The 21,047-nt window shown below is 40.0% G+C and carries 20 protein-coding genes; 9 read left to right on the top strand and 11 right to left on the bottom strand.

The annotated features are described in order from the left end of the window. Nucleotides 1–9 precede the first annotated feature (9 nt). Both MTN96_RS16325 and MTN96_RS16320 read left to right on the top strand, forming a co-directional pair. Nucleotides 10–711, top strand: coding sequence for a peptidyl-prolyl cis-trans isomerase (locus tag MTN96_RS16325; protein WP_248532233.1), 702 nt, complete (start codon nt 10–12; stop codon nt 709–711). 42 nt (nt 712–753) lie between these two features. After that, entirely contained in the window at nt 754–1,227 is a 474-nt protein-coding gene (locus MTN96_RS16320; RefSeq protein WP_248532232.1) for a hypothetical protein, read from the top strand. A gap of 59 nt (nt 1,228–1,286) precedes the next feature. On the opposite strand, the gene MTN96_RS16315 is transcribed toward MTN96_RS16320, so the two are convergent. Further along, nucleotides 1,287–1,733, bottom strand: coding sequence for an Hsp20 family protein (locus MTN96_RS16315; protein ID WP_036983183.1), 447 nt, complete (start codon nt 1,731–1,733; stop codon nt 1,287–1,289). Between the two features lie 289 nt (nt 1,734–2,022). Here MTN96_RS16315 and MTN96_RS16310 point away from each other — a divergent pair, with 289 nt between their 5' ends. After that, on the top strand, nt 2,023–2,286 hold the full coding sequence (locus MTN96_RS16310) for a GrxA family glutaredoxin (RefSeq protein WP_008114535.1): 264 nt from the start codon (nt 2,023–2,025) through the stop codon (nt 2,284–2,286). 160 nt (nt 2,287–2,446) lie between these two features. Beyond that, a complete protein-coding gene (locus tag MTN96_RS16305) occupies nt 2,447–4,270 on the top strand; it encodes a DEAD/DEAH box helicase (protein ID WP_214551815.1) in 1,824 nt (607 codons plus the stop codon). A gap of 1,048 nt (nt 4,271–5,318) precedes the next feature. On the opposite strand, the gene MTN96_RS16300 is transcribed toward MTN96_RS16305, so the two are convergent. The 4 genes from MTN96_RS16300 to MTN96_RS16285 form a co-directional block, all read right to left on the bottom strand. Beyond that, the gene (locus MTN96_RS16300; protein WP_248532231.1) at nt 5,319–6,878 is read right to left on the bottom strand and encodes an AbgT family transporter; all 1,560 of its coding nucleotides are present in this window, start codon (nt 6,876–6,878) and stop codon (nt 5,319–5,321) included. A 142-nt stretch (nt 6,879–7,020) separates the two neighbouring features. Beyond that, nucleotides 7,021–7,296 carry a YfcL family protein gene (locus MTN96_RS16295; protein WP_213608633.1) on the bottom strand — a complete coding sequence of 92 codons (276 nt, stop codon included), beginning with the start codon at nt 7,294–7,296 and terminating at the stop codon, nt 7,021–7,023. Between the two features lie 3 nt (nt 7,297–7,299). Then, nucleotides 7,300–8,442 carry an ATP-NAD kinase family protein gene (locus tag MTN96_RS16290; protein ID WP_248532230.1) on the bottom strand — a complete coding sequence of 381 codons (1,143 nt, stop codon included), beginning with the start codon at nt 8,440–8,442 and terminating at the stop codon, nt 7,300–7,302. Then, on the bottom strand, nt 8,432–8,986 hold the full coding sequence (locus MTN96_RS16285) for an elongation factor P hydroxylase (RefSeq protein WP_248532229.1): 555 nt from the start codon (nt 8,984–8,986) through the stop codon (nt 8,432–8,434). The genes MTN96_RS16290 and MTN96_RS16285 overlap by 11 nt, the downstream gene beginning before the upstream one ends. Before the next feature lie 212 nt (nt 8,987–9,198). Between MTN96_RS16285 and MTN96_RS16280 the strand changes: the two genes are divergently transcribed. Further along, nucleotides 9,199–9,897 carry a 2'-5' RNA ligase family protein gene (locus MTN96_RS16280; protein WP_036983195.1) on the top strand — a complete coding sequence of 233 codons (699 nt, stop codon included), beginning with the start codon at nt 9,199–9,201 and terminating at the stop codon, nt 9,895–9,897. A gap of 45 nt (nt 9,898–9,942) precedes the next feature. Here the strand turns inward: MTN96_RS16280 and MTN96_RS16275 are convergent, their stop codons facing one another. The 3 genes from MTN96_RS16275 to prmB form a co-directional block, all read right to left on the bottom strand. Beyond that, the gene (locus tag MTN96_RS16275) at nt 9,943–10,329 is read right to left on the bottom strand and encodes a DUF4112 domain-containing protein (RefSeq protein ID WP_069440253.1); all 387 of its coding nucleotides are present in this window, start codon (nt 10,327–10,329) and stop codon (nt 9,943–9,945) included. Nucleotides 10,330–10,456: 127 nt separating this feature from the next. Continuing rightward, entirely contained in the window at nt 10,457–11,554 is a 1,098-nt protein-coding gene (gene aroC, locus MTN96_RS16270; protein ID WP_069440254.1) for a chorismate synthase, read from the bottom strand. A gap of 91 nt (nt 11,555–11,645) precedes the next feature. Beyond that, on the bottom strand, nt 11,646–12,581 hold the full coding sequence (prmB, locus tag MTN96_RS16265) for a 50S ribosomal protein L3 N(5)-glutamine methyltransferase (protein WP_013464520.1): 936 nt from the start codon (nt 12,579–12,581) through the stop codon (nt 11,646–11,648). A 296-nt stretch (nt 12,582–12,877) separates the two neighbouring features. Between prmB and smrB the strand changes: the two genes are divergently transcribed. Together smrB and MTN96_RS16255 are read left to right on the top strand one after the other, a co-directional pair. Beyond that, nucleotides 12,878–13,435 (top strand): endonuclease SmrB, encoded by a 558-nt coding sequence (gene smrB / locus MTN96_RS16260; protein ID WP_016899440.1) that lies wholly within the window; start codon nt 12,878–12,880, stop codon nt 13,433–13,435. Between the two features lie 32 nt (nt 13,436–13,467). Then, a complete protein-coding gene (locus MTN96_RS16255; RefSeq protein ID WP_248532228.1) occupies nt 13,468–14,391 on the top strand; it encodes an AEC family transporter in 924 nt (307 codons plus the stop codon). 66 nt (nt 14,392–14,457) lie between these two features. Here MTN96_RS16255 and sixA read toward each other — a convergent pair whose 3' ends face one another. Next, on the bottom strand, nt 14,458–14,934 hold the full coding sequence (gene sixA / locus MTN96_RS16250) for a phosphohistidine phosphatase SixA (protein WP_024602806.1): 477 nt from the start codon (nt 14,932–14,934) through the stop codon (nt 14,458–14,460). Nucleotides 14,935–15,118: 184 nt separating this feature from the next. On the opposite strand from sixA, the gene MTN96_RS16245 reads away from it, so the two are divergent. Together MTN96_RS16245 and MTN96_RS16240 are read left to right on the top strand one after the other, a co-directional pair. Next, nucleotides 15,119–17,842 (top strand): insulinase family protein, encoded by a 2,724-nt coding sequence (locus MTN96_RS16245; protein ID WP_069440257.1) that lies wholly within the window; start codon nt 15,119–15,121, stop codon nt 17,840–17,842. Between the two features lie 51 nt (nt 17,843–17,893). Then, nucleotides 17,894–20,134 carry an EAL domain-containing protein gene (locus MTN96_RS16240; RefSeq protein ID WP_069440258.1) on the top strand — a complete coding sequence of 747 codons (2,241 nt, stop codon included), beginning with the start codon at nt 17,894–17,896 and terminating at the stop codon, nt 20,132–20,134. On the opposite strand, the gene MTN96_RS16235 is transcribed toward MTN96_RS16240, so the two are convergent. Both MTN96_RS16235 and yeiP read right to left on the bottom strand, forming a co-directional pair. After that, nucleotides 20,131–20,325 (bottom strand): hypothetical protein, encoded by a 195-nt coding sequence (locus tag MTN96_RS16235; RefSeq protein ID WP_069440259.1) that lies wholly within the window; start codon nt 20,323–20,325, stop codon nt 20,131–20,133. The two genes, MTN96_RS16240 and MTN96_RS16235, sit on opposite strands and share 4 nt — an antisense overlap. Nucleotides 20,326–20,471: 146 nt before the next feature. Continuing rightward, nucleotides 20,472–21,044, bottom strand: a complete 573-nt coding sequence (gene yeiP, locus MTN96_RS16230; RefSeq protein WP_248532227.1) for an elongation factor P-like protein YeiP — start codon at nt 21,042–21,044, stop codon at nt 20,472–20,474. Nucleotides 21,045–21,047 lie beyond the last annotated feature (3 nt).

The raw sequence follows: 21,047 nt of genomic DNA, 5'->3' as shown, positions 1-21,047 counted from the left end.
ACCCCTTTTTTGTATAACGCTATTAATTTATATGAATTTGTCGATGCATTATCAATGCAGGTACGCTTTAAACTCCACAAAGGAGATAGTGAACTATCCAAAAGTGGATTAATAAAAAAACGGCAATTCAATATAACGTTTTCAAAAGCCAAACCGATTTTGGCAAAACAGAATATTGATATTGAACATCTGTATGAAATAGCTCAAGGAGATATTTTGCGCCCCTCCATTCAAAGCTGGCTAGGCATAAATACAATGATGCATATGCAAAGCCCCGTTCTTGAAAAACTAGAGAAACAAGTAAACAAAAGCGAAATTAAAGCATTTTATCAAGCCAATAAATCGCAGTTTAAATTTTTAAGCCACGTAAAAGCCCATGGAGCTCAATTTGCTCATCGAGCCAATGCTGTAAGTTTTCGCACCTTGGCCGGTAACAAAACGCTCAAACAAGCATTAGTAATATTAGGAAAACAAGATATATATGCTCAATACAACAGTGAATTAAACCGTAAAAACAAAAGTAGCTGGGTTGTACAACTTGCGTTCACAACTAAAGAAAACACCATTTCTCCTATTATACGTACACCCAGTGGTGAATGGGTGGTGATACACAGTTATGAGCATCAGTTTGAGTACTTTTCGCCAGAAGATGAACCGTACGATACCAAGCAAAAAGGCCATCGCAAAACAAAAAGCGGTACAACAGTATGAGGATACTTGGCTCAAGTGGCAAAATAAGACAGGAGTAATTTTATGAGTAAAAAAGTTTTCGTTTCTGTTGTTGTAGCTTGTGTTGGTATGTACGCACTTTTTACTCAATATACTAGTAAACCAACGATAAAGAATATTGATTCCCTTAACCAAGCTAAAAGTGTCAAGCAAATAACGTCACTTGAGCTGACTACTGCTGACATGACCCAAGAGCTGAAAAGCACGCAATTAAACACGGTTACAACTAATAATACGAGCCCTCAGCCTTTGCTACCAATAACCTCTCCTGCCTATTTACCCAACATAGTAAAAAATACTCAGCCAATTGCTCAGTACGGTGGTGGTTTAAATAATCACCAGGCATATCAAGATTTCCACCTTGAACAGCAAAGACAGCTAGAGCAACGTTTTGTTATTGCTGCACAAGCCAAAATAGTAAAACTTGAAGAATTACAGGCTAAAGACCGACAAAAAAAGCTTTCACAAGAACAACTACAAATAAACTTAAAAGACTAACAACGCAAAAAGCCGCCAAATGGCGGCTTTTCACAGGGAAAATACGTGTGCTAGCTTAACTATTTGCTTTCTAGCATATTGCCTGAGCCAATCTCGATTTTACGTGGCTTAAGCGCTTCTGGGATCTCACGTTCAAGGTCGATGCTTAGTAAGCCATTGGCTAAGTCTGCACCAAGTACTTTAACGTGGTCGCCTAACTGGAACTTACGCTCAAAGTTACGCTCGGCAATCCCTTGATGAATAAATTTACGCTCATCATTTTGCTCTTTACCCGCTTTAGTGCCTGATACAACCAAAGTGTTGTTTTCAGATTGCAAGGTTAACTCGTCTTCACTAAATCCGGCCACAGCCATAGTGATACGGTACTTGTCTTTATCAAGCGCTTCGATGTTATAAGGAGGAAAACTTGGCTGCTTGTCAGTTTGCGCAGCAGCATCCATTAATGATGCTAAATGATCGAAACCAATGAATGAACGGTATAGGGGTGATAAATCTACTGTACGCATAATAATATCCTCATATTTAAGCGATATATTGCTGCTACTTTTCGTTTGAACAAGTAACGGCAAAAGTTAATTAATAATATAATTTTCAAATAGTTCTGATTTACTGAAGACCCATAAGGCGTCCTCAAATAACTATCTATGGGCGGGTAATTTTATTTCAAGATTTTTTTATAAAATATTTTTATTTTTTTACAGACCCTAAAAAAAGCGAACGCAATAATCGTTTTTTTGCACTGTAATAAAAAATGAAATTAGTTACACTAGGGTCAACTAATCTGAGGAGAGCGTTATGTTAACAGTAATTTTTGGCCGTGAAGGCTGCCCTTTTTGTGTTCGCGCTAAAGATGTTGCAGAGCAACTTGCTAATGATCGCGATGATTTTAAATACCGCTACATCGACATCATCAAAGAAGGTATCAGTAAAGAAGATTTAGAGAAGTCTGCAGGCAAACCATGCCCAACCGTACCGCAGATTTTTGTAGACCAAACTCATATTGGTGGATTCACTGAATTTGAAGCCTATGCTAAAGAAAACCTAGGCCTTTACCAGTAATTTTGTAGACAGAGTGTTAACCAGCTCAATTAACGCACAATTGAAGCTGGTTAAATTTCGACCAACATCAAACACATATAAATTAGTTGTAATTTATACAAGCATTTGCCTCGCATTTCCTATACAATGCGCGCCTCTTTAAATTCGTTGAGGCGTATTAATGTCAGAACCAGTCACGTTTGAATCTCTAAATCTTTCTCCTGCAATTTTAAAGGCAGTTGAAGAGTTGGGTTACAAGACACCATCTGAAATCCAAGCTCAATGTATACCGTTATTGCTAGAAAGAAAGGACGTACTGGGACTAGCACAAACGGGTACAGGTAAAACAGCAGCATTTGCACTGCCATTACTAAATAATATTGACCCGTCTGTGAAACAGCCACAGATCCTTGTACTCACACCAACCCGTGAGCTTGCGATCCAAGTAGCTGAGGCATTTGAACAATATGCAAAACACACTCGTGGTGTTGAAGTACTGGCACTATATGGTGGCCAGAGCTACAGCATCCAGCTGAGCGCACTTCGTCGTGGCGCACAGATTATCGTTGCTACACCAGGTCGCTTAATCGATCACATAAACCGTGGCACTATCAAGTTTGATGCTTTACAAGCACTTGTACTTGATGAAGCCGATGAAATGCTACGTATGGGCTTTATCGATGATGTAGAAAGCATCATGGAAAAAACACCGCGTGAGAAGCAAACATGTCTTTTCTCTGCGACTATGCCTAAGCAAATTCAAAACATCAGCAGCAAATATATGAATAACCCTGAACAGATTCATATTTCTGCGCGCAACTCAACTGTATCATCAGTTGAGCAAGTGTTTTGGAATGCCCATGTTCATAAAAATAAAGCGATTGTTCGTTTCTTAGAAGCTGAACAATATGAAGGTGCTATTGTTTTCGTACGTACGCGTAACGACACAGTGCAACTTGCTGAGTTATTAGAGCGCGAAGGTTTCTCTGCAGCGCCACTTAACGGTGACATGAACCAGCAAGCGCGTGAGCGCACGGTTGATCGTTTAAAAAGCGGCATGCTAAACGTTGTTATTGCAACAGACGTAGCGGCACGTGGTCTTGATGTAGACCGTTTAAGCTTAGTTATCAACTACGACATTCCACAAGACTCTGAAGCCTACGTTCACCGTATCGGCCGTACAGGTCGTGCTGGTCGTACTGGTAAAGCGATTCTTTTCGTTAAGCATAACGAGCGTTATTTACTTAAAAATATCATTCGTCATACTAAATCTGAAATCGCACAAGTTGAATTACCTACAGCTAAAGTTGTTGAAGAAAAACGTATCAATGCCTTACAAGAAAAGCTTACGCTTGCTCTTGAAAACAAAGATATTACTTTCTTCAATGAAGTGGCTGCCAACATGGCACAAAAACTTGAGCTTGCTCCTGAAGACTTAGCGGGTGCGTTACTGTGTTTAGCACAGCAACAATCACCAATTAAAGTTGAAGAAGTTAAGATTCAACCGCGTGAGCGTAACGAACGTAATGATCGTAATCCTCGTAGCAATGACCGTGGTCGTCGTAACGAACGCGGTGGTGAGCGTGCTGAGCGTAAACCTCGCGAGCGTAACAGCCGTGATGCAGGCCCTATGGATACATACCGTATCGAAGTAGGTCGTGAACATGGTGTTCAAGTTAAGAACATTGTTGGCGCAATTGCTAACGAAGCAGACATTTCAAGCAAGTTTATTGGTGACATTCGTCTTCACGATAATCACAGTACGGTACAATTACCGCAAAACATGCCTAAAGATGTACTTGATCACTTCCAAAAAGTGTTTATTTGTAAACGCCCAATGGGTATGACATTAACACAAGATCAAGGCCCTTCTGAGCCACGCGGCGAGCGTTCTGAACGCCCTGCTGGTGACAAGAAGCGTAGCTTTAATAAAGATGGTCAACGCCCTGATAAGCGTAGCGGCCCTCGTAAAGAACGTCGCCCAGTTAGCTTTACCGCTAAGTAAGCAACGACTCTTTAGAAAAAAAGCCTTGGCATGAAAGTGCCAAGGCTTTTTTGTGTCTGGAATTCAGGTATCAGCTTAATTTCCCTAACTCGAAGCCACAAGCCAGTATTAGGTACTTAACTAACATATTGAATTAAAATATATTTTGTTTGCTTTCTCTAACCAGAGATTGCAGTGAAAACAAGGCTAAATTACACGTCAATTACTAGCCTATTGTAAGTAAATTCAACGCAATTACCGTTGAAAAAGCTGCTTGAGATAGCTTTATTACCCAATAACTCAGATTACTTAATGTGTATAAATATGTTTTCTTTAATTTTTAAAACAATTAAATTTATGTAAACTAAGCAAAGGCTATAATTCATGGACGAATTAAAAATTGAAAAGAAATTACGACAACTTACTCTTTGTAGCAATAATGTTCCCTATTTTATTATGTATCATTATTCCTATCTTAATGGACTTTACAGATCCACCATTTATCACAAATGAAATATACGACGTTATTTTCTTTATAACACTCCCTATTATTTGTGGCGCATCATTCATCTATTTAAATATACTTGTATTCAATAAATATAGACGCTGCAGTAAATACAAAGAGCATCTTAAATCTAGTTTCTCAGATACAAAAACGAAATTATCATTAATATTCACGTATCCATTAATCCCTTTTTTAATCTATGGAACATTCTATATTTTTATCTCTGAGCCCATAAAGTTATGGGCTTACTACACGCAAGGCGACTATTGGTATAAGGAATATATCCTAACTGATGTACAAAAGTGTGGTTCTGATTATGAAGATAGTTGTACTCATTTATATTTTAAAGATCCTAAAACAAACGAAACTCATGATTTTAGATGGTACGACGATAAGTCTACAATAATGAATAACAAAAACGATTATGTTTATATTCTTGGTGAGGCCAGTTTGTTTGGCTATATAGTGAGAGATTTAGAAAGGTAACTTAGACTTACTTTGAATATTACAGCACTTTTATATAAACCTCACTCGAGTGAGTGAGGTTTATGAATCAAAATTAAGTTAAGGCGCTACTGCTGGGTAGACGTAACTTGCATCTAAACCTAGCGGTATACCAAGTGCCCAGTAGCCGAGTAGAAATAAACTCCAACCGATTAAAAAGGCGATTGAATACGGTAGCATCATGGCAATAAGCGTACCTATGCCTGTACCTTTAACGTATTTTTGACAGTACACCACAACTAGTGGGAAGTATGGCATGAGCGGAGTGATAATATTAGAGCTAGAATCTCCCACGCGGTACGCCGCTTGCGTTAAGTCTGGCGAAATACCGAGTTGCATTAGCATAGGTACAAATACCGGGCCTAACAGTGCCCACTTAGCCGAGCTTGAACCAACAAATAAGTTTACAAAACCAGTTAGGAAAATAATCCCTACTACCGTTACTGAGCTCGGTAACTCCATTGCTTTTAATACTTGAGCCCCTTCAATTGCCAGTAAAGCACCTAGGTTTGATTTACTAAATGCAGCAATAAATAATGAACAAAAGAATGCCATAACAATGTAATACGCCATACCATTCATGGCTTTGCTCATCGCATCTATCATGTCTTTAGAGGTTTTAAAGGTCCCTACAGTAAAACCATATACTGCGCCTGGGATCCAAAATAACAAAAATATCAGTGGCACTATTGATTGCATTAGTGGTGAACTAAAATTTGTTAACGAGCCATCGCTGCTGCGCATCGCTGAATCAGCCGGTGCAGATACATACGCTAATAATGCAATACCTGCAATCATTACACTACTTGCAATAAGAAAGGCGCGCTTTTCGTCGCTACGCGCATCTTCAAATGCTGGTAGGTCTTGAGTTTCGCCATCTACTGGTGAATTTTTTAAACGTGGTTCAATAATTTTATCGGTGATATACCAACCTAACAGCACAATAAATAAACTTGATGCTGAAGCAAAGCCCCAGTTATTAAGCGGGTTAATGCTCATTGTCGGATTAATAATTTGTGCTGCACTTTGGGTAAAGCTTTGCAATAGTGGGTCAATTCCAGATGGAATAAAGTTAGCACCAAAGCCACCACTCACCCCAGCAAATGCCGCTGCAATACCGGCAAGCGGATGACGACCGGCGGCAAAAAATATTACCCCAGCAAGAGGTATAACTAACACATACCCTGCATCGGTAGCCGTATGGCTCACAATAGCCACCAAAATAATTGAGGGTGTTAGTAATTTTCTAGGCGTTACTTTGAGCATTAATTTAAGGCCGGTATTAATAAAGCCCGAATGCTCTGCAACGCCCACACCTAGCATTGCAACTAGCACTACACCCAGTGGCGCAAAACCGGTGAATGTTTTTACCATAGAAGATAAAAAAGTGGCCAACGAATCGCTGGCAAGCATGTTATTAATGATAATGGCTTCGCCAGTACGAGGGTCTATTGCATCAAATGTGACGCTTGAAAACCACCAAGACAAAAACCAGATTAATAACATGGCAAACAAAAAGATAATTGCTGGATCAGGCAGCTTATTACCTACCCGTTCAACAAAATTTAAAAATCGCGCAACTATGCCCGTTGGCATTGTCGCATTATTATTGTTATTCATTTCACTTGTTCCCTAGAATTTAGACTACGCTACTTTAGCGTATCTAAGGAATGAGGTAAATTTTAACTGAATAAACAAGCTTGTTTTTAGGCACAAAAAACGCGGTTAATTAACCGCGCGCTTATATACAAACACAAAAAGCTTATGCGAGTGCTTTTACTTCATCCCATAATCTTACTACCAGTGCTTTATCATCTTCATTTAATTCGCCATTGCGGTAGGCTTTTACTAAGCTTTTTTCAACGGTGTCGTTTAGCTCTGCAATTTCTAAATTTAACTCTTCAACCTGTGCATACCCTACCGCTAGGTCAAAGTGGCCACGTAAATAACCGCCAGCAAATAGCTCATCATCAGTGGCTTTTATCACTAAATCATCAAAATATTGCTGCGCAGCATCTATGTAATTTACTAAACTCATGTGTTACTTCTCCTCAAGGTGCAGCCCATCTTGATGACCTACTGCATACATAATATGGTCGTTAAACCCACTGGTTACACGTATATAACCGCTTAATTCATCATCTAACTCGCTATCGCCGGTGTCACAAATTAGCGGTCGGCCATTTAAAGCCTGTAATTTAGTTTTTGTTGCCACTACAATAATATTGTCGCGGCCTATCGCTTTAATTAACGCAGGACTGAGTTGTTGATTACCTCGACCAAAAATATGCCCTTGACCGCCAATCAAGGTGATCACTAATTTTGTCTCACGTCCTGTCGTAAGTTCAAGTAATTGTTGAGCTGTTAAGTCTTGGCCTATTAAAGCTTGATCTTCAACTAAATCAACACCGAGCAGTGTATTCTCAAGCCCCATTTCTTCCATCACCGCGCCAACGGTAGAGCCACTGCCCATTACATAGAGGGTATCGGCATCCATTTCACTGACCACATAAGCGGCAATATCAGCAAGTACCAATTCATCGGTTTCTTTACCGCCATTTTTAACCGCTTGTACATAGCGCACTTCACTGGGTACTTGCATTTCGCCATAACGTTTTGCTTTTACTGTTCCTTGGCGAAAGGCGACTTCATCAATGTCCATCACATCAGCATCGCTTAGCGTTACCAGCTCACCTTTTACCAGCATTTCAACTACGCGACCTGCAGCTTTTGGCGTTATGGCATATACTCCAGAGTGAATTTTACACCCCGCAGGAATACCCAAAACAGGTACGGAGTCTTCTACAGCATGGCAAATGTTGCGCGCCGTTCCGTCGCCACCAGCAAATAAGATTAAATCTACACCTTGCTGCTGTAATAAACGAGCTGCCGCTTCAGTATCGTCACTGGTTGTGGGTGAGCTACTTTGATAAACCACTTGCGTATTAAAGCCGAGCGATTTTGCTGTGTGCTCCCCCATTTCATCATTAACAGTATAAATAGTAATATTTGACTGATAAGGTACCAGCACTTCAAGTGCAGCTTTAGTGCGGCTATTTGATTTAGGCTCAGCGCCTAATGCAATGGCTTTAGCGGCGGTGTCTTCACCGTCGCTGCCTTTTAACGCCACGCTACCGCCCAATCCTGCAACCGGGTTTACAATCAGCCCTAACTTAAACTGCATCTTTTAGCTCCTCGGGTGAATGCCATGAAAACTGCGCAGCATTTAAAGGCCACATGGTGTTATAAAATTTACACAGTGCTTTTAATAATAAGGTTGTTCGCGGGTTAAACCCGTTTTGCAACAACTCTAATAACTTTGCATGAACACGCGATTGAAACGCAAATCGACAAGTTTGCTCACCATTTAAATTATCTATCGATACGTTAAAATCGAACCCAGCAGCCACACTCAATGCCCACTCTATTGCTTGAGGTTTTACCTCTACTGACTCAAACTCTGCTTGCTGTGTAACATCGCGCCCATCAGGGCAATACCAATAACCATAATCTTCACTTAAACGGCGTTGCGCACCTGCCACTAACCAATGGGCTATTTCATGCAATGCACTGGCATAAAAACCATGGGCAAACACAATTTGATGATACGGGGTTGTATCATTTGCGGGAATATAAATAGGCTCATGCTCACCTTTTACCAAACGCGTGTTATAGCTTTGGTAAAAAGTGTGTTCGAAAATAGAAATTAGATCAGCTACTTGGTGCATAAATACTTCGTATACTCGTTTGAACCCGATGCTTTAAAGACAGATGAAATTAGTATAAAGCACACTAAAAACGAAGCGAATTGTACGTACTTTTATCTACAAAGTAAAAAATTAGCGATGCATTAATTAAGGCTTCCTTACCATACTTTATTTACTGAACGCTTAATTACGCTTACCATACACCAACAAAAAACCTGAATTGACTCACTCTTATGGTTAAACAACACAGCTTTTTATCGTGGCTATTTATCTCTTTTACTTTTTTAACACTCTTGGCTGCTTCTGCCAGCAGTTATGCAAAAAGTATAAGTATTAACGTATTTGCTATTCCTTCTAAGCCTATTGTTGAGTTAGTCGCTAACACCAGCGATGAATTGGCTACGCACCAAATTATTACGTTTTACCAACAAGGGTTACCCGTACACGCCACCTTGTATTTAACGGATTATCCCGTTGACGCACAAAACGAAATTAAGAAAGTGGTAGAGCGCATTGTAAAAGAACATCAGTCGTTTGAAATAAAAGCCAATGGGTTTAATGTGTCACCAAGTAATTGGGCATTTATAAAATTAGAAAAATCATATCAGTTACAACGCTTAGCCGACGAGGTTACCCTTAAGCTTGAACCGCTTCGCGATCATCAAGCGCTAGTGCCAAGTTGGGTAAAGCATTACCCTAATAAACTTGTGGCTTTTGAACGCTATGGCAGCCCTAATGTATTTCAGAATTTTCAGCCGCATTTAACCCTACTCGCGAATGAGCAAAACCCAGCATTAGCGATAGTACAAAAAGCACTGCACGCTGAGCCGCCCCAGGCACAAGGTGAAATAATTGGGATTGGAATTGGAGTGTCTGATCAGTTTGGTCAACAAAAAGAAATACTCGCTAAGTACTTTTTTGATGCCAAATAAATAGTTAATAACAGGGCTAATTACACACTTTATGACTAATAATATTTATGGGTTTGTGGTTAGCTTATCTGTTAAATGTTTTTTAAGTATGCGGGTGTTACGCGTATTTGCTTTGAACATGGCATCAAAAATATCTCCAAAAAATGGAATGAGCCCGCCAACAAAATCAATCAACATATTTATAATAATACGGCTTTTTACTCGCTTGCTAACATCTAAGCGCTGCGCTTCAATTAGTACATAGCCAGACAAAATAAGTCCCGCTAAATCACCTATTACAGGTAAAAGCCCAATCAGCGACTCAACACCAAATTTAAATTTAGTAAACGGAATACCAATACTGCTATCGGTAAAGCGGCTAAACTCTTCGAGTCGTTTTATGGTGGCTTTATATTCAGCTTGTGTAACGTGAGATTGATTGTTTTTTTGCATACTAACAGCTCTCTTATTTTTAGATGCGCTGAGCACATTTAAATTATTGAGCGGCAATAAAGATGTATAGCTTGTACATAATAAACGCGCTGGTGCGCGTTTATTATTAATTTATAGTAAATCGCGCTTAGATAGCGCCTTTAATTGGCCCATGTTCGTGATTTACATGCGGGTTTTGACCGCGTTGACGTAGTAAATGATCCATTAAAGTAATGGCCATCATTGCCTCAGCAATCGGAATAGCACGAATGCCTACACAAGGATCGTGACGACCTTTAGTGATCATCTCAACCGCTTCATTACTCGTGTTAATACTATTACCGGGAATGGTAATACTTGATGTTGGCTTAAGCGCAATGGATGCGATTATATCTTGCCCTGTAGAAATACCTGCCAATACGCCGCCGGCATGATTTGAGGTAAAACCATCAGGAGTTAACTCATCACGATGCTCTGAGCCTTTTTGCTCAACCACATCAAAGCCATCGCCAATTTCAACGCCTTTTACAGCGTTAATACTCATTAATGAATGGGCAAGTTCGGCATCTAGCCTATCAAATACCGGCTCACCTAAGCCAACAGGCACATTTTTAGCTACTACTTTTACTTTAGCGCCAACTGAGTCACCTTGTTTTTTAAGGTCACGCATATATTCATCGAGTGCTTCAAGCTTGCTAACGTCTGGGAAAAAGAATAAGTTATTTTCCACTTCATCCCAATCGTAATTTTCGGCTTTAATTGGCCCTAGTTGACTCAAACACGCACGTACTTCAATACCATGAAATTGCTTTAAATACTTTTTAGCAATAGCGCCTGCGGCAACCCGAATAGCGGTTTCGCGCGCAGATGAACGGCCACCACCACGGTAATCGCGAAGGCCATATTTGTGCCAGTAGGTATAGTCACCGTGGCCTGGGCGAAATACATCTTTAATTTTGCCATAATCTTGTGAACGTTGATCGGTATTTTCAATTAATAAACCAATGCTGGTACCAGTGGTTTTACCTTCAAAAACGCCCGCTAAAATTTTGATTTGGTCGCTCTCACGACGCTGCGTGGTATAGCGACTTTGCCCAGGTTTGCGTCTGTCTAAATCGTGTTGTATGTCGGCCTCAGTGATTTCAAGGCCTGCGGGCGTGCCATCCACTACGCCGCCTAATGCAACGCCGTGGCTTTCGCCAAAGGTGGACACTTTAAATAACTGCCCTATGCTATTACCTGCCATTAACTTTCCTCATTCCTAATGACTTATAGCCGAGAATTAACTCGGCTATTGTTTTGCCCAGCCATTTCGGATGAATGGCTAGTACTAATTATTACTGTGCAAAGTAGGCATCTAGTTGTTGTTTGCTAATAACAAACACCCCTAATCCGCCTTGTTCAAACTCAATCCATTCAAATGGTGCGCCTGGATACAGTGCATCCATATGTACCATAGAGTTACCTACTTCGACAAATAACAAACCGTTATCTGTTAGATGCTCACTAGCTTGATCTAAAATAGTACGTGTTACATCAAGGCCATCGTGTCCCGATGCTAATCCAAGCTCTGGTTCATGGTGGAATTCACGTGGTAAATCAGCCATATCTTCAGCGTCAACGTACGGTGGATTTGCTACGATTAGGTCGTATTTTTGCCCAGGTACACCACTGAATACGTCAGACTGAATAGGCAGTACGCGATCACTTAGTTGATAGTCAGTGATGTTAATATCAGCCACTTCAAGCGCTTCATAGGATATATCAACCGCATCAACTTGCGCATTCTCGAACGCTTGTGCCAAGGCAATAGCAATACAACCTGAGCCTGTACATAAATCTAAAATACGCCCTACTGACTCTGGTTTTTCTAACCAAGGGGTGAAGCGATTATTAATAAGCTCAGCAAAAGGCGAGCGAGGAATTAATACGCGTTCATCCACATAAAATGGCATGTTAGCAAACCATGCAATGTTGGTAAGGTAAGGTACTGGGGTAAAATCGTTAATGCGCTCGGCAATTAAGCCCGCTAAACGATTTTTTTCAGTACTGGTTAAACGCGCATGCATCAGCTCTTTGGGTGCATCGATAGGCAAACTAAGCGCCGGTAATAACAAACTTACCGCTTCATCCCATGCGTTATCGGTGCCATGACCAAAGAAAATACCGCTACTTGCAAATTGACTAGTTGTCCAACGAAGCCAATCGTGTAAGGTTGAAAGTTCTGCAACAGCTTCATCTAGGGTTGCTTCTTCTATTAGTAATTCACTCATCAGTGTTATCTGCCTGCTACTTTCAAAAAAAATAAACTCAATCGGGGCGCATCATTGGCCCCATGATTACCCTATTGTATACCCAAGCCACCTTTAGGTGCGAGCGCAGTTAGTGTTAAAAGCGATTTAGGTAAGGCTTTGATTGCAAATAATAGTCACTCTATTGTGCAAATCAATAACGCAGTATAAATCGCTTTTAAACTAACCTTAATGGCGCTGTACTATGTACCTCAAAGCTGCTTGGGTATCACACCTTTTTACTCGATTTTTACCGCTTTTTTGTTTAAACTGCCGCTATGAAAAAAGATCCCCACTCAAACAGCCTAATTAGTCCTGACGACATTGACTTGTTTCGTCAAAGTATCAGTGGTGCGCGTGTATTTAAACAAGACACTCACCGTTTTAGCAATAAACCTAAAGTGTCACAAGCGAAGCAATTTGCCCAGCAAAAAAAGCAACAACAGTCAGAATTTTTCTTTTCTGATGAATATGTGCCCGATATAGACACGCATGGTACCGTTAATTATGTACAACAGGGTCAGGATCGTTTTTTAGCCAAACAACTTCGTCGAGGGGATTTTATTCCTGATTTAACCCTCGACCTGCATGGCTTAAATAAAGAGATAGCCAAAGATGAACTCGCAGGGCTTATTCATGAGTGCAAAAAAAAGCATTACTATTGCGCTTGTGTTGTACACGGAATTGGCGGCCATATCCTCAGGCATAAAGTACCGCAATATTTAGTGCAACACCCCGATGTAATTGCTATGCACCAAGCTCCGCTTGAGTATGGCGGTAAAGGGGCGGTACTCATATTAATTAACTTACCGCAAAGTGATGAGTTTAGGCGCTGAGCACTAGAGCCAATCAATAAGAGCCTTTTTTAGTGCATATATTTTCGATTATATTTCCGCTTATTTTTATTGTGTTATGCGGCTACATAGCAAGCCGAAGTCAGTTTTTAGAACGCATTCATATAACGGGGCTCAGTAAATTTACTTTTTACATTAGTGTACCGAGTTTTTTATTTTTAAATATGGCCCAGGCAGACTTAAAAACCAGCGTGAGCTTAAATGGGTTTTTAAGCTTTTATATTCCCGTTATTTTAATTTATTTTTTTGCGCTCATTATTGACCGCTACACTCTCTCCAAACATCCTCAATATGAACGTCACAGTGTATTTGCCCTTGGCAGTAGTTATTCAAATACCGTATTGGTGGGCTTGCCCATTATTATTGCCGCCATGGGTGAGCAAATGATGGGCATTATTTTTATGATCATTACCTTTCATAGCGCGCTATTGTTCACCCTTACCTTTTTAATTAGTGCAAACAGTGCCAGTCATGTGTTTTCGTGGTCAACATTTGCCAAAAATATGTTACTCAATCCTGTCGTATTGAGTATTAGCATGGGTTTATTGGTAAATTTAGCAGGGATTACTTTATTTGCTGATTTAAGTAATGGCTTAGCGCTTTTAGCTAAACCTGCCATTGCCTGTGCATTATTTGTTTTAGGCGCAAACTTAGCTTTTTATAAAATTAGCGATAACTGGCAAGCGGCAGCTATTGCCAGCCTGTTAAAGCTAGTTATATTGCCCGCCTTAGTATTAGTGTTAGGCTCACATGTATTTGCTATTAATGAGTCGCTGTTAAAAGTACTCGTATTATTGAGCGCATCGCCCTTGGGAGTTAATGCGTACTTAATTGCATGCCAAATAAAACAACATCAAGATACGTTAGCCAGTGCGGTTGTTTTATCGACAGTTTTGAGTGTAGTGAGTTTTAGTATGTGGTTAACAATTCTACTGTAGACAAATACCTAAAAGTAGTGGCATTTACCTAACAGAAAGTGGCTTAGCTAAATGCTAATTTACACGCTATGCATCTACATTCGCTGGTGCATTGATGGTGATATAATCACTTTTATGGCGAGTTTCATCATAACTAATTTGTGCAACAGCGCCGGTATTAAAAATAGGCATATGCCCAGCACACAACTGATCAACCAAATAGCTCACCATAGGCATATGGGCAACCACAAGCCAGGTATCGCATTCTGGATGAAGCGCGATTAACGTTTCTAAATAATCTGCAGCAACCTGCGGGTTACCTTCAGGAATAATATCTTGGCAGGTCTCTTCAAATAAAAAGGTATTATTTTTTTTAACACCCTCAGCTGTTTGCTGCGCTCTTACATAAGGACTCACTAATAACCCCGTTGGAGCATGCTTTTTTTGTAACCACAGCCCCATTTTTTCTACCTGCTGATGGCCCAAAGGAGTCAAATTTCTACTGACATCATCAGAGTGCATCGGTATTGCTTCACCATGACGCATTATCAAGATTGTTTTCATAAAAAATCAACCAATTAAAGAATATAAAACAGTAGCCAGTTTGCTCGAATTTCCGCTATATTAATAACTCAAACCTATTTATTTTCTTAAAATAGTTCTTTCATGATGTTCAGGTAAATAGCATTGCATTCCTGAAGTTATCATCTGTTGTTAACAATTATACGTTTAGTTTCAGGAGCATCATTTGAAAATCAGCACTAATGATAACAGAGCTTACCGCACACTAACACTGGACAATGGTCTAAAAGTACTTTTAGTGCACGATCAAGACTCAGCAAAAGCTGCCGCATCCATGGCTGTTAACGCTGGTCACTTTGATGATCCGCTTGATAGACAAGGCCTAGCGCATTTTTTAGAGCATATGTTGTTTTTAGGCACTGACCTTTATCCTGAATCAGGAAGTTTTAATAATTTTGTCTCGCAGTCTGGTGGCAATACCAACGCGTGGACTGGCACAGAGCATACCTGCTATTTCTTTGATATTAATAACCATCATATTGAAACAGCATTAGCGCAATTTAGTCGGTTTTTTATAGCGCCCAAACTAAACCCCGCTGAAACAGAAAAAGAACGTAATGCTATTGAGGCTGAGTTTAAATTAAAAATTAAAGACGATGGCCGTCGAATTTATCAAGTGCATAAAGAAACGGTTAACCCAGAACATCCTTTTGCCAAGTTCTCAGTGGGAAACTTGCAAACATTAGCAGATAGAAAGCGCTGTATTAGTGATGAATTACGTGACTTTTTTAATCAGCATTACCAAGCTCAGTGGATGACTTTAGTGATTTGTGCCAATGAGTCATTAGATACACTTGAGGCATGGGCAACCCAGTATTTCTCCCAGATAAAGGGAGATAAACACCAATTAAAGCCACCTATAGAAGCGCCGCTTTATCGCAGCCAAGACTTGGGTAAGTTGCTTCATATTGAACCACACAAACATGTACAAAAGTTGATTATTAGCTTTGCCATGCCAAACATTGACGATTTTTATCGTCATAAAACGGTCAGCTTTATTGCGCACTTACTAGGTTATGAGGGGCAAGGCTCGTTATATTCTGTGCTTAAAGAGCAAGGTTGGATCAATGCCCTCTCTGCAGGTGGCGGAATTAATGGCAGTAATTTTAAAGACTTTAATATTAGTATGGCGCTGACCGATGAAGGCATTGAATACTACGAAGATATTATTGAGATGGTGTTTGAATACATTTGTTTAATTAATAACAACACCAGCAAATTACCTCGCCTATATCAAGATAAGCAAAAACTATTACAAATCGCATTTGATAACCAAGAAAAGTCTCGCCTAATTGATTGGGTCAGTAATTTAAGTATTAACATGCAACACTACGATGAAGTTAATTACTTACAGGGTGACTATTTAATGGAGGGCTTTAAAGCCAGCGCGCATGAAATGGCTATGCAGTGGTTAACTCCGCACAACATGCGTTTAGTGCTTATTCATCCTGATGTAGAGCCTGAACACACAGCTGCTTGGTATAACACCCCCTATAAAATTGAAAAATTGTCGCTACATTGGCTCAAAGCACTTGCACAGATTAGCCAGCCACAAAGTGAAATGCTATTGCCCACGGCTAATCCTTATTTAGCTAAAGATGTCATTTTATATCCGGTTGAATCACAGCAACGACATCCAACATTACTGGTAAAAGAAGCAGGCTTTGACTTTTGGTTTAAACAAGACGCCACCTTTAGAGTCGCCAAAGGGCATTTTTATTTAGCCATGGACTCTGACTTTGCAGTAAAAGACGTGAAACATATGGCGCTGACGCGGTTATTCTCAGATTTATTCATGGACAGTGTTGGCGAACAGTTTTACCCAGCGGAACTTGCGGGCTTAAGTTATCACTTAACCTCTCATCAAGGTGGCTTAACGCTTCACACTGCGGGGCTTTCTTCAAGCCAACTCGAATTAGTCGATCAGCTGATTGATGCACTATTTAACGTAAAAATTTGTGCCAAACGCTTTGCAGAATATAAAAAGCAATTAGTTAGACATTGGCGTAATAGCAATCAAAACAAACCCGTTAGTGAGCTATTTAGTATTTTAGGCGCTAAAATAATGCCGTGGAATCCTAAGCCTGACGAGTTAGCAAATGCACTCAAAGACACCTGTTTCCATCAGTTTAATGAATTTAGACAAGCGTTTTTTAATGCCCTTCATGTTGAGTCTTTTTTACATGGTAATTGGCAGCAAAATGATGCGCTTGAGTTTCAAAAGAAGGTCGCTCAGCACCTTAAAAAATCAGCCGTTATCAACGATTTAAAGCGCCCACTTTATGAAATTACTAAAGTGACTCGCTACGAGCTTGAACTTGCCTGCAGCGATAATGCCATGGTGATTTACTACCAAGCACAAAGCGATGACGTTATTGAAAAAGTGAAAATGATGGCGCTAAATCATTTAATTAATCAAGATTACTTTAATGAACTCAGAACCACGCAACAACTCGGTTATTTAGTAGGCGCAGGATACGCTCCTTTTAATACCCGTGCTGGTATTGCCTTTTATATACAATCACCAAAATTTGAGCCCACCACGTTACTGCACAGGCATAATTTATTTATTAGCCAGTATTTAGCAATAATTAATGAACTAACAGAACAAGACTGGCTGCAACAAAAACATGGATTAACAACCCATATTGCTGAAAAAGACAAAAATTTGCGTTTACGTTCACAACGTTTATGGCTTGCTATAGGTAATGGCGATCATCGGTTTAATATGCAGCAACGCCTGCTGGATTCTTTAAACGCATTAACGCTTGAAGATTTAAAAGCCTACGCCGCTGAAATTTTTAATGCAGATCGCCCAAGATATGAGCTTTTAAGTGCCAAATCTGTGAATTCGTCTGAGAAACTACCACTTCATTCGCATTCTCTTTGACTCTTGCTCGCGCTTGATTTAGATTGTCTTTTGTTAATAAGAAGTAAGACAATGAAAAAAATAAAAATAATAAAATATATTCTATTGTTGGCCTCTTTGGCAACAGCCTACTCTGCGAGTGCATTCGAGTCATCGTTTAACTTGAATTTAAATGCGTTGGTCGTGAGCGTGTGCGCAATAATGTTGTTAGTTGTAGTTTATTTGTTAACGATTGTTCACTCACTCAAGCGTTCACACTCTCAATTACAGCTTTCTGAAAAACGATTAAAAAGTACCGTAGAAGGCAGTGGTGACACTCTATGGGATTGGAATATCAAAACCGGTAAAGTTATTCGTATCAATGACAAATACGTGATGAATAGTAATAACCTAGTAGAATTTCCACCGAATAAAAGCTTGATCCATCCCCGCGATTTAACCCATGTTGATTACCTACTAAAAAAACACTTTGCCGAAGAAAGTACTTTTTTTGAAGCAACTTATCGCATTAAAGACAGCTTTGGTAAATGGCACTGGGTGCTCGACCGCGGAAAAATCATTGAAAAAGACGCTAACCTAAGCCCACTGCGAATGACTGGCACAGTCAGAGATATCTCGCAGTTAAAATCAACGGAAGATCGACTTAACTTATTTGCAAAATGTGTTGAGTCACTCACTGATGCGCTGGCCATTTATGATAAAGACTTTAGGCTGGTGGATATTAACCCAAGCTTTTTAACTTTGTTTGGCGGCGTACGCGAGCAATACCTAAAGAAAGAGTTTCATTTAGCCGGTTACGACAAAAGCTATATAGAATCCATAAAAAACACCGTTAGAAAGCACGAACATATTCAAGAAGAAGTAAAGCTTCGCAATAGCGATCATGCTCTGCTGCCATTTGAAATTTCAATAGATGAAATTAAAAACGCGCAAAATCAAATTACCAATTATGTCGTAGTGTATTCTGATTTAACCGAGCGTAAAAAAACCGAGTCTGAGCTCAATAATTTATCTAATCGAGATCGCACCACCAGCTTACCTAACCGTAATTTGTTTTTTTCTGACTTACAAAAACTCGCAAAGCAGCATTCTCACCATGCCTTGTTAGTATTTGATTTAGATAACTTTAAAAAGATAAACGACTCATTAGGCCATCAGTTAGGTGATAGCTTACTAGCAAAGCTTGCTATGCGTTTAAATAAGCTCACCCGTGAAAATGACGTATTTTATCGCCTTGGCGGCGATGAATTTGCGCTAGTTATGTCAAACACCAACGATATTCTCACTATCACTCGCATGGCTAAACAGTTTTTGGGGGCCATAGCTACACCATTTAAAATGGCAGGCCATGAACTTGCTATCACCTCAAGCGTTGGTATAGTGTTGTTCCCCGAAGATGGTAACACCCCCGAAATACTATTAAAGAACGCCGATACTGCGATGTATCATGCTAAAAAGAAAGGCAATAGCTACCTGTTCTTTAATAACACCATGAACCGCCAAGCAGTAAAACGACTGCAAATAGAAAACCTAATGCGCTTTGGCTTAAAAGAAGATCATTTTGAGGTGTATTACCAGCCTAAAATGAATATTCGTACTGGTAAGCTTGCTGGAATGGAAGCGTTGGTGCGTTTTATTACCCCGAAAAAGGGGGTTATCAGCCCAGGAGTATTTATTCCAATTGCCGAAGAAACAGGGCAAATTATTGAAATTGGTGAAGTAGTTTTAAACAAAGCTTGTCGCGATGTAAAACAGTGGTTAGATGCAGGTTTATTTAATGCCCGTGTTGCTGTTAACTTATCAGCAAAACAATTTAGCCTACCCGACTTAACCTCGCGCATAGATGTGATTTTACAAAAAAATGAACTACCCTCGTACTTCTTAGAGCTTGAGATAACTGAAGGCACCGTAATGGACGATCCACAAGAAGCCATTGCGATTATGCGCTCTTTAAGTGCCCGTGGAATTCACTTAGCAATGGATGACTTTGGTACCGGCTATTCATCACTTGCGTATTTAAAGCAGTTTCCACTCAATACGCTTAAGGTAGATAAAGCCTTTATCGATGATATGAAGACTGAACGTGGCCGCAATATGGTGGACTCTATCGTCACTATTGCGCATAACCTTGATTTGCATGTAGTTGCCGAAGGGGTGGAGCAAGCGTCGCAAATAAGCATACTTGAAGAGCTAAACTGTGAAACACTGCAGGGTTATTACTACTCTAAGCCACTGTCAAAAGATGAATTTACTGCGTTTTTAAAACAACAAAAAAGCCAATCAAAACTCAGTTTAATTAGAGCGACCAGTTAAGCACGCCATAGACACGCATTTACACCTATATTGCGTATCAATGCACGTCGATAATGCATATTAAACAAGCACCAAGCAACAGGACCAAACACGCCACCTAAAAATAACCAGCGTTTAACAGGCATGCCCTTTTTAATGGTTTCTAAATACATAAGCGCTATAAATACACCGCTAAGCAAAACAAATAACACCACCACCTCAACCAGTTCAAAAATAAGGCGCGTATAATAGCGTTAAACTGGCGAAAATTAAAGCAACACATTATTTGACCGTTACTCAGACACAAAAAAGCCGAGCAACTTAAATACTCGGCTAATCAATATAGATTTATAGCGGCTTACTTGTCAGCACGGCCCATAAACTTATGCTCTGCAGTATTAATACGGATGCGATCGCCCGTAGAAATATGCTCTGGCACTTGAATAGTTAAGCCGGTTGATAAACGAGCAGGCTTTGAACGCGCGCTGGCTGAAGCACCTTTAATTGAAGGGTCGGTTTCCTCAACTACAAGCTCAACACTTGAAGGAAGATCAAGCCCAACTGGCGCACCATCAATCACAATAACATGCACGCCCTGGGTCTCTTCGTTAACAAACTGAATCTCTTCAGCTATCGCGTCTTTAGCCAAGTTGTAAGGCGTATAATCTTCGTTATCCATAAAGACATACTCATCGCCATCAATGTACGACAGCATCGCTTCACGACGGGTTAAATCTGCAAGGTTAAGCATGTCGCTGTCTTTGAATGTTTCGTCAACTTTGGTACCCGTTACTACATCGTATAAACGCATACGGTATAAACTACCACCGGCACGACCTTGTGGTACAGAACGTACGATATCTTTTACTACTAATACACGGCCATTAAAGTCAATAGCCGTCCCTTTTTTAACATCACTTGCCTTTGGCATGGG

The sequence above is a fragment of the Pseudoalteromonas sp. 2CM28B genome (genome assembly GCF_023161935.1).
This window is presented reverse-complemented; position numbering and strand designations above follow the sequence as displayed.

What these genes read in the sequence shown, in the direction of transcription:
- MTN96_RS16320 (WP_248532232.1), top strand. Translation starts at nt 754, where the DNA reads ATGAGTAAAAAAGTTTTCGTTTCTGTTGTTGTAGCTTGTGTTGGTATG.
- MTN96_RS16315 (WP_036983183.1), bottom strand. Translation starts at nt 1,733, where the DNA reads ATGCGTACAGTAGATTTATCACCCCTATACCGTTCATTCATTGGTTTC.
- MTN96_RS16310 (WP_008114535.1), top strand. Translation starts at nt 2,023, where the DNA reads ATGTTAACAGTAATTTTTGGCCGTGAAGGCTGCCCTTTTTGTGTTCGC.
- MTN96_RS16305 (WP_214551815.1), top strand. Translation starts at nt 2,447, where the DNA reads ATGTCAGAACCAGTCACGTTTGAATCTCTAAATCTTTCTCCTGCAATT.
- MTN96_RS16300 (WP_248532231.1), bottom strand. Translation starts at nt 6,878, where the DNA reads ATGAATAACAATAATAATGCGACAATGCCAACGGGCATAGTTGCGCGA.
- MTN96_RS16295 (WP_213608633.1), bottom strand. Translation starts at nt 7,296, where the DNA reads ATGAGTTTAGTAAATTACATAGATGCTGCGCAGCAATATTTTGATGAT.
- MTN96_RS16290 (WP_248532230.1), bottom strand. Translation starts at nt 8,442, where the DNA reads ATGCAGTTTAAGTTAGGGCTGATTGTAAACCCGGTTGCAGGATTGGGC.
- MTN96_RS16285 (WP_248532229.1), bottom strand. Translation starts at nt 8,986, where the DNA reads ATGCACCAAGTAGCTGATCTAATTTCTATTTTCGAACACACTTTTTAC.
- MTN96_RS16280 (WP_036983195.1), top strand. Translation starts at nt 9,199, where the DNA reads ATGGTTAAACAACACAGCTTTTTATCGTGGCTATTTATCTCTTTTACT.
- MTN96_RS16275 (WP_069440253.1), bottom strand. Translation starts at nt 10,329, where the DNA reads ATGCAAAAAAACAATCAATCTCACGTTACACAAGCTGAATATAAAGCC.
- aroC (WP_069440254.1), bottom strand. Translation starts at nt 11,554, where the DNA reads ATGGCAGGTAATAGCATAGGGCAGTTATTTAAAGTGTCCACCTTTGGC.
- prmB (WP_013464520.1), bottom strand. Translation starts at nt 12,581, where the DNA reads ATGAGTGAATTACTAATAGAAGAAGCAACCCTAGATGAAGCTGTTGCA.
- smrB (WP_016899440.1), top strand. Translation starts at nt 12,878, where the DNA reads ATGAAAAAAGATCCCCACTCAAACAGCCTAATTAGTCCTGACGACATT.
- sixA (WP_024602806.1), bottom strand. Translation starts at nt 14,934, where the DNA reads ATGAAAACAATCTTGATAATGCGTCATGGTGAAGCAATACCGATGCAC.
- MTN96_RS16240 (WP_069440258.1), top strand. Translation starts at nt 17,894, where the DNA reads ATGAAAAAAATAAAAATAATAAAATATATTCTATTGTTGGCCTCTTTG.
- yeiP (WP_248532227.1), bottom strand. Translation starts at nt 21,044, where the DNA reads ATGCCAAAGGCAAGTGATGTTAAAAAAGGGACGGCTATTGACTTTAAT.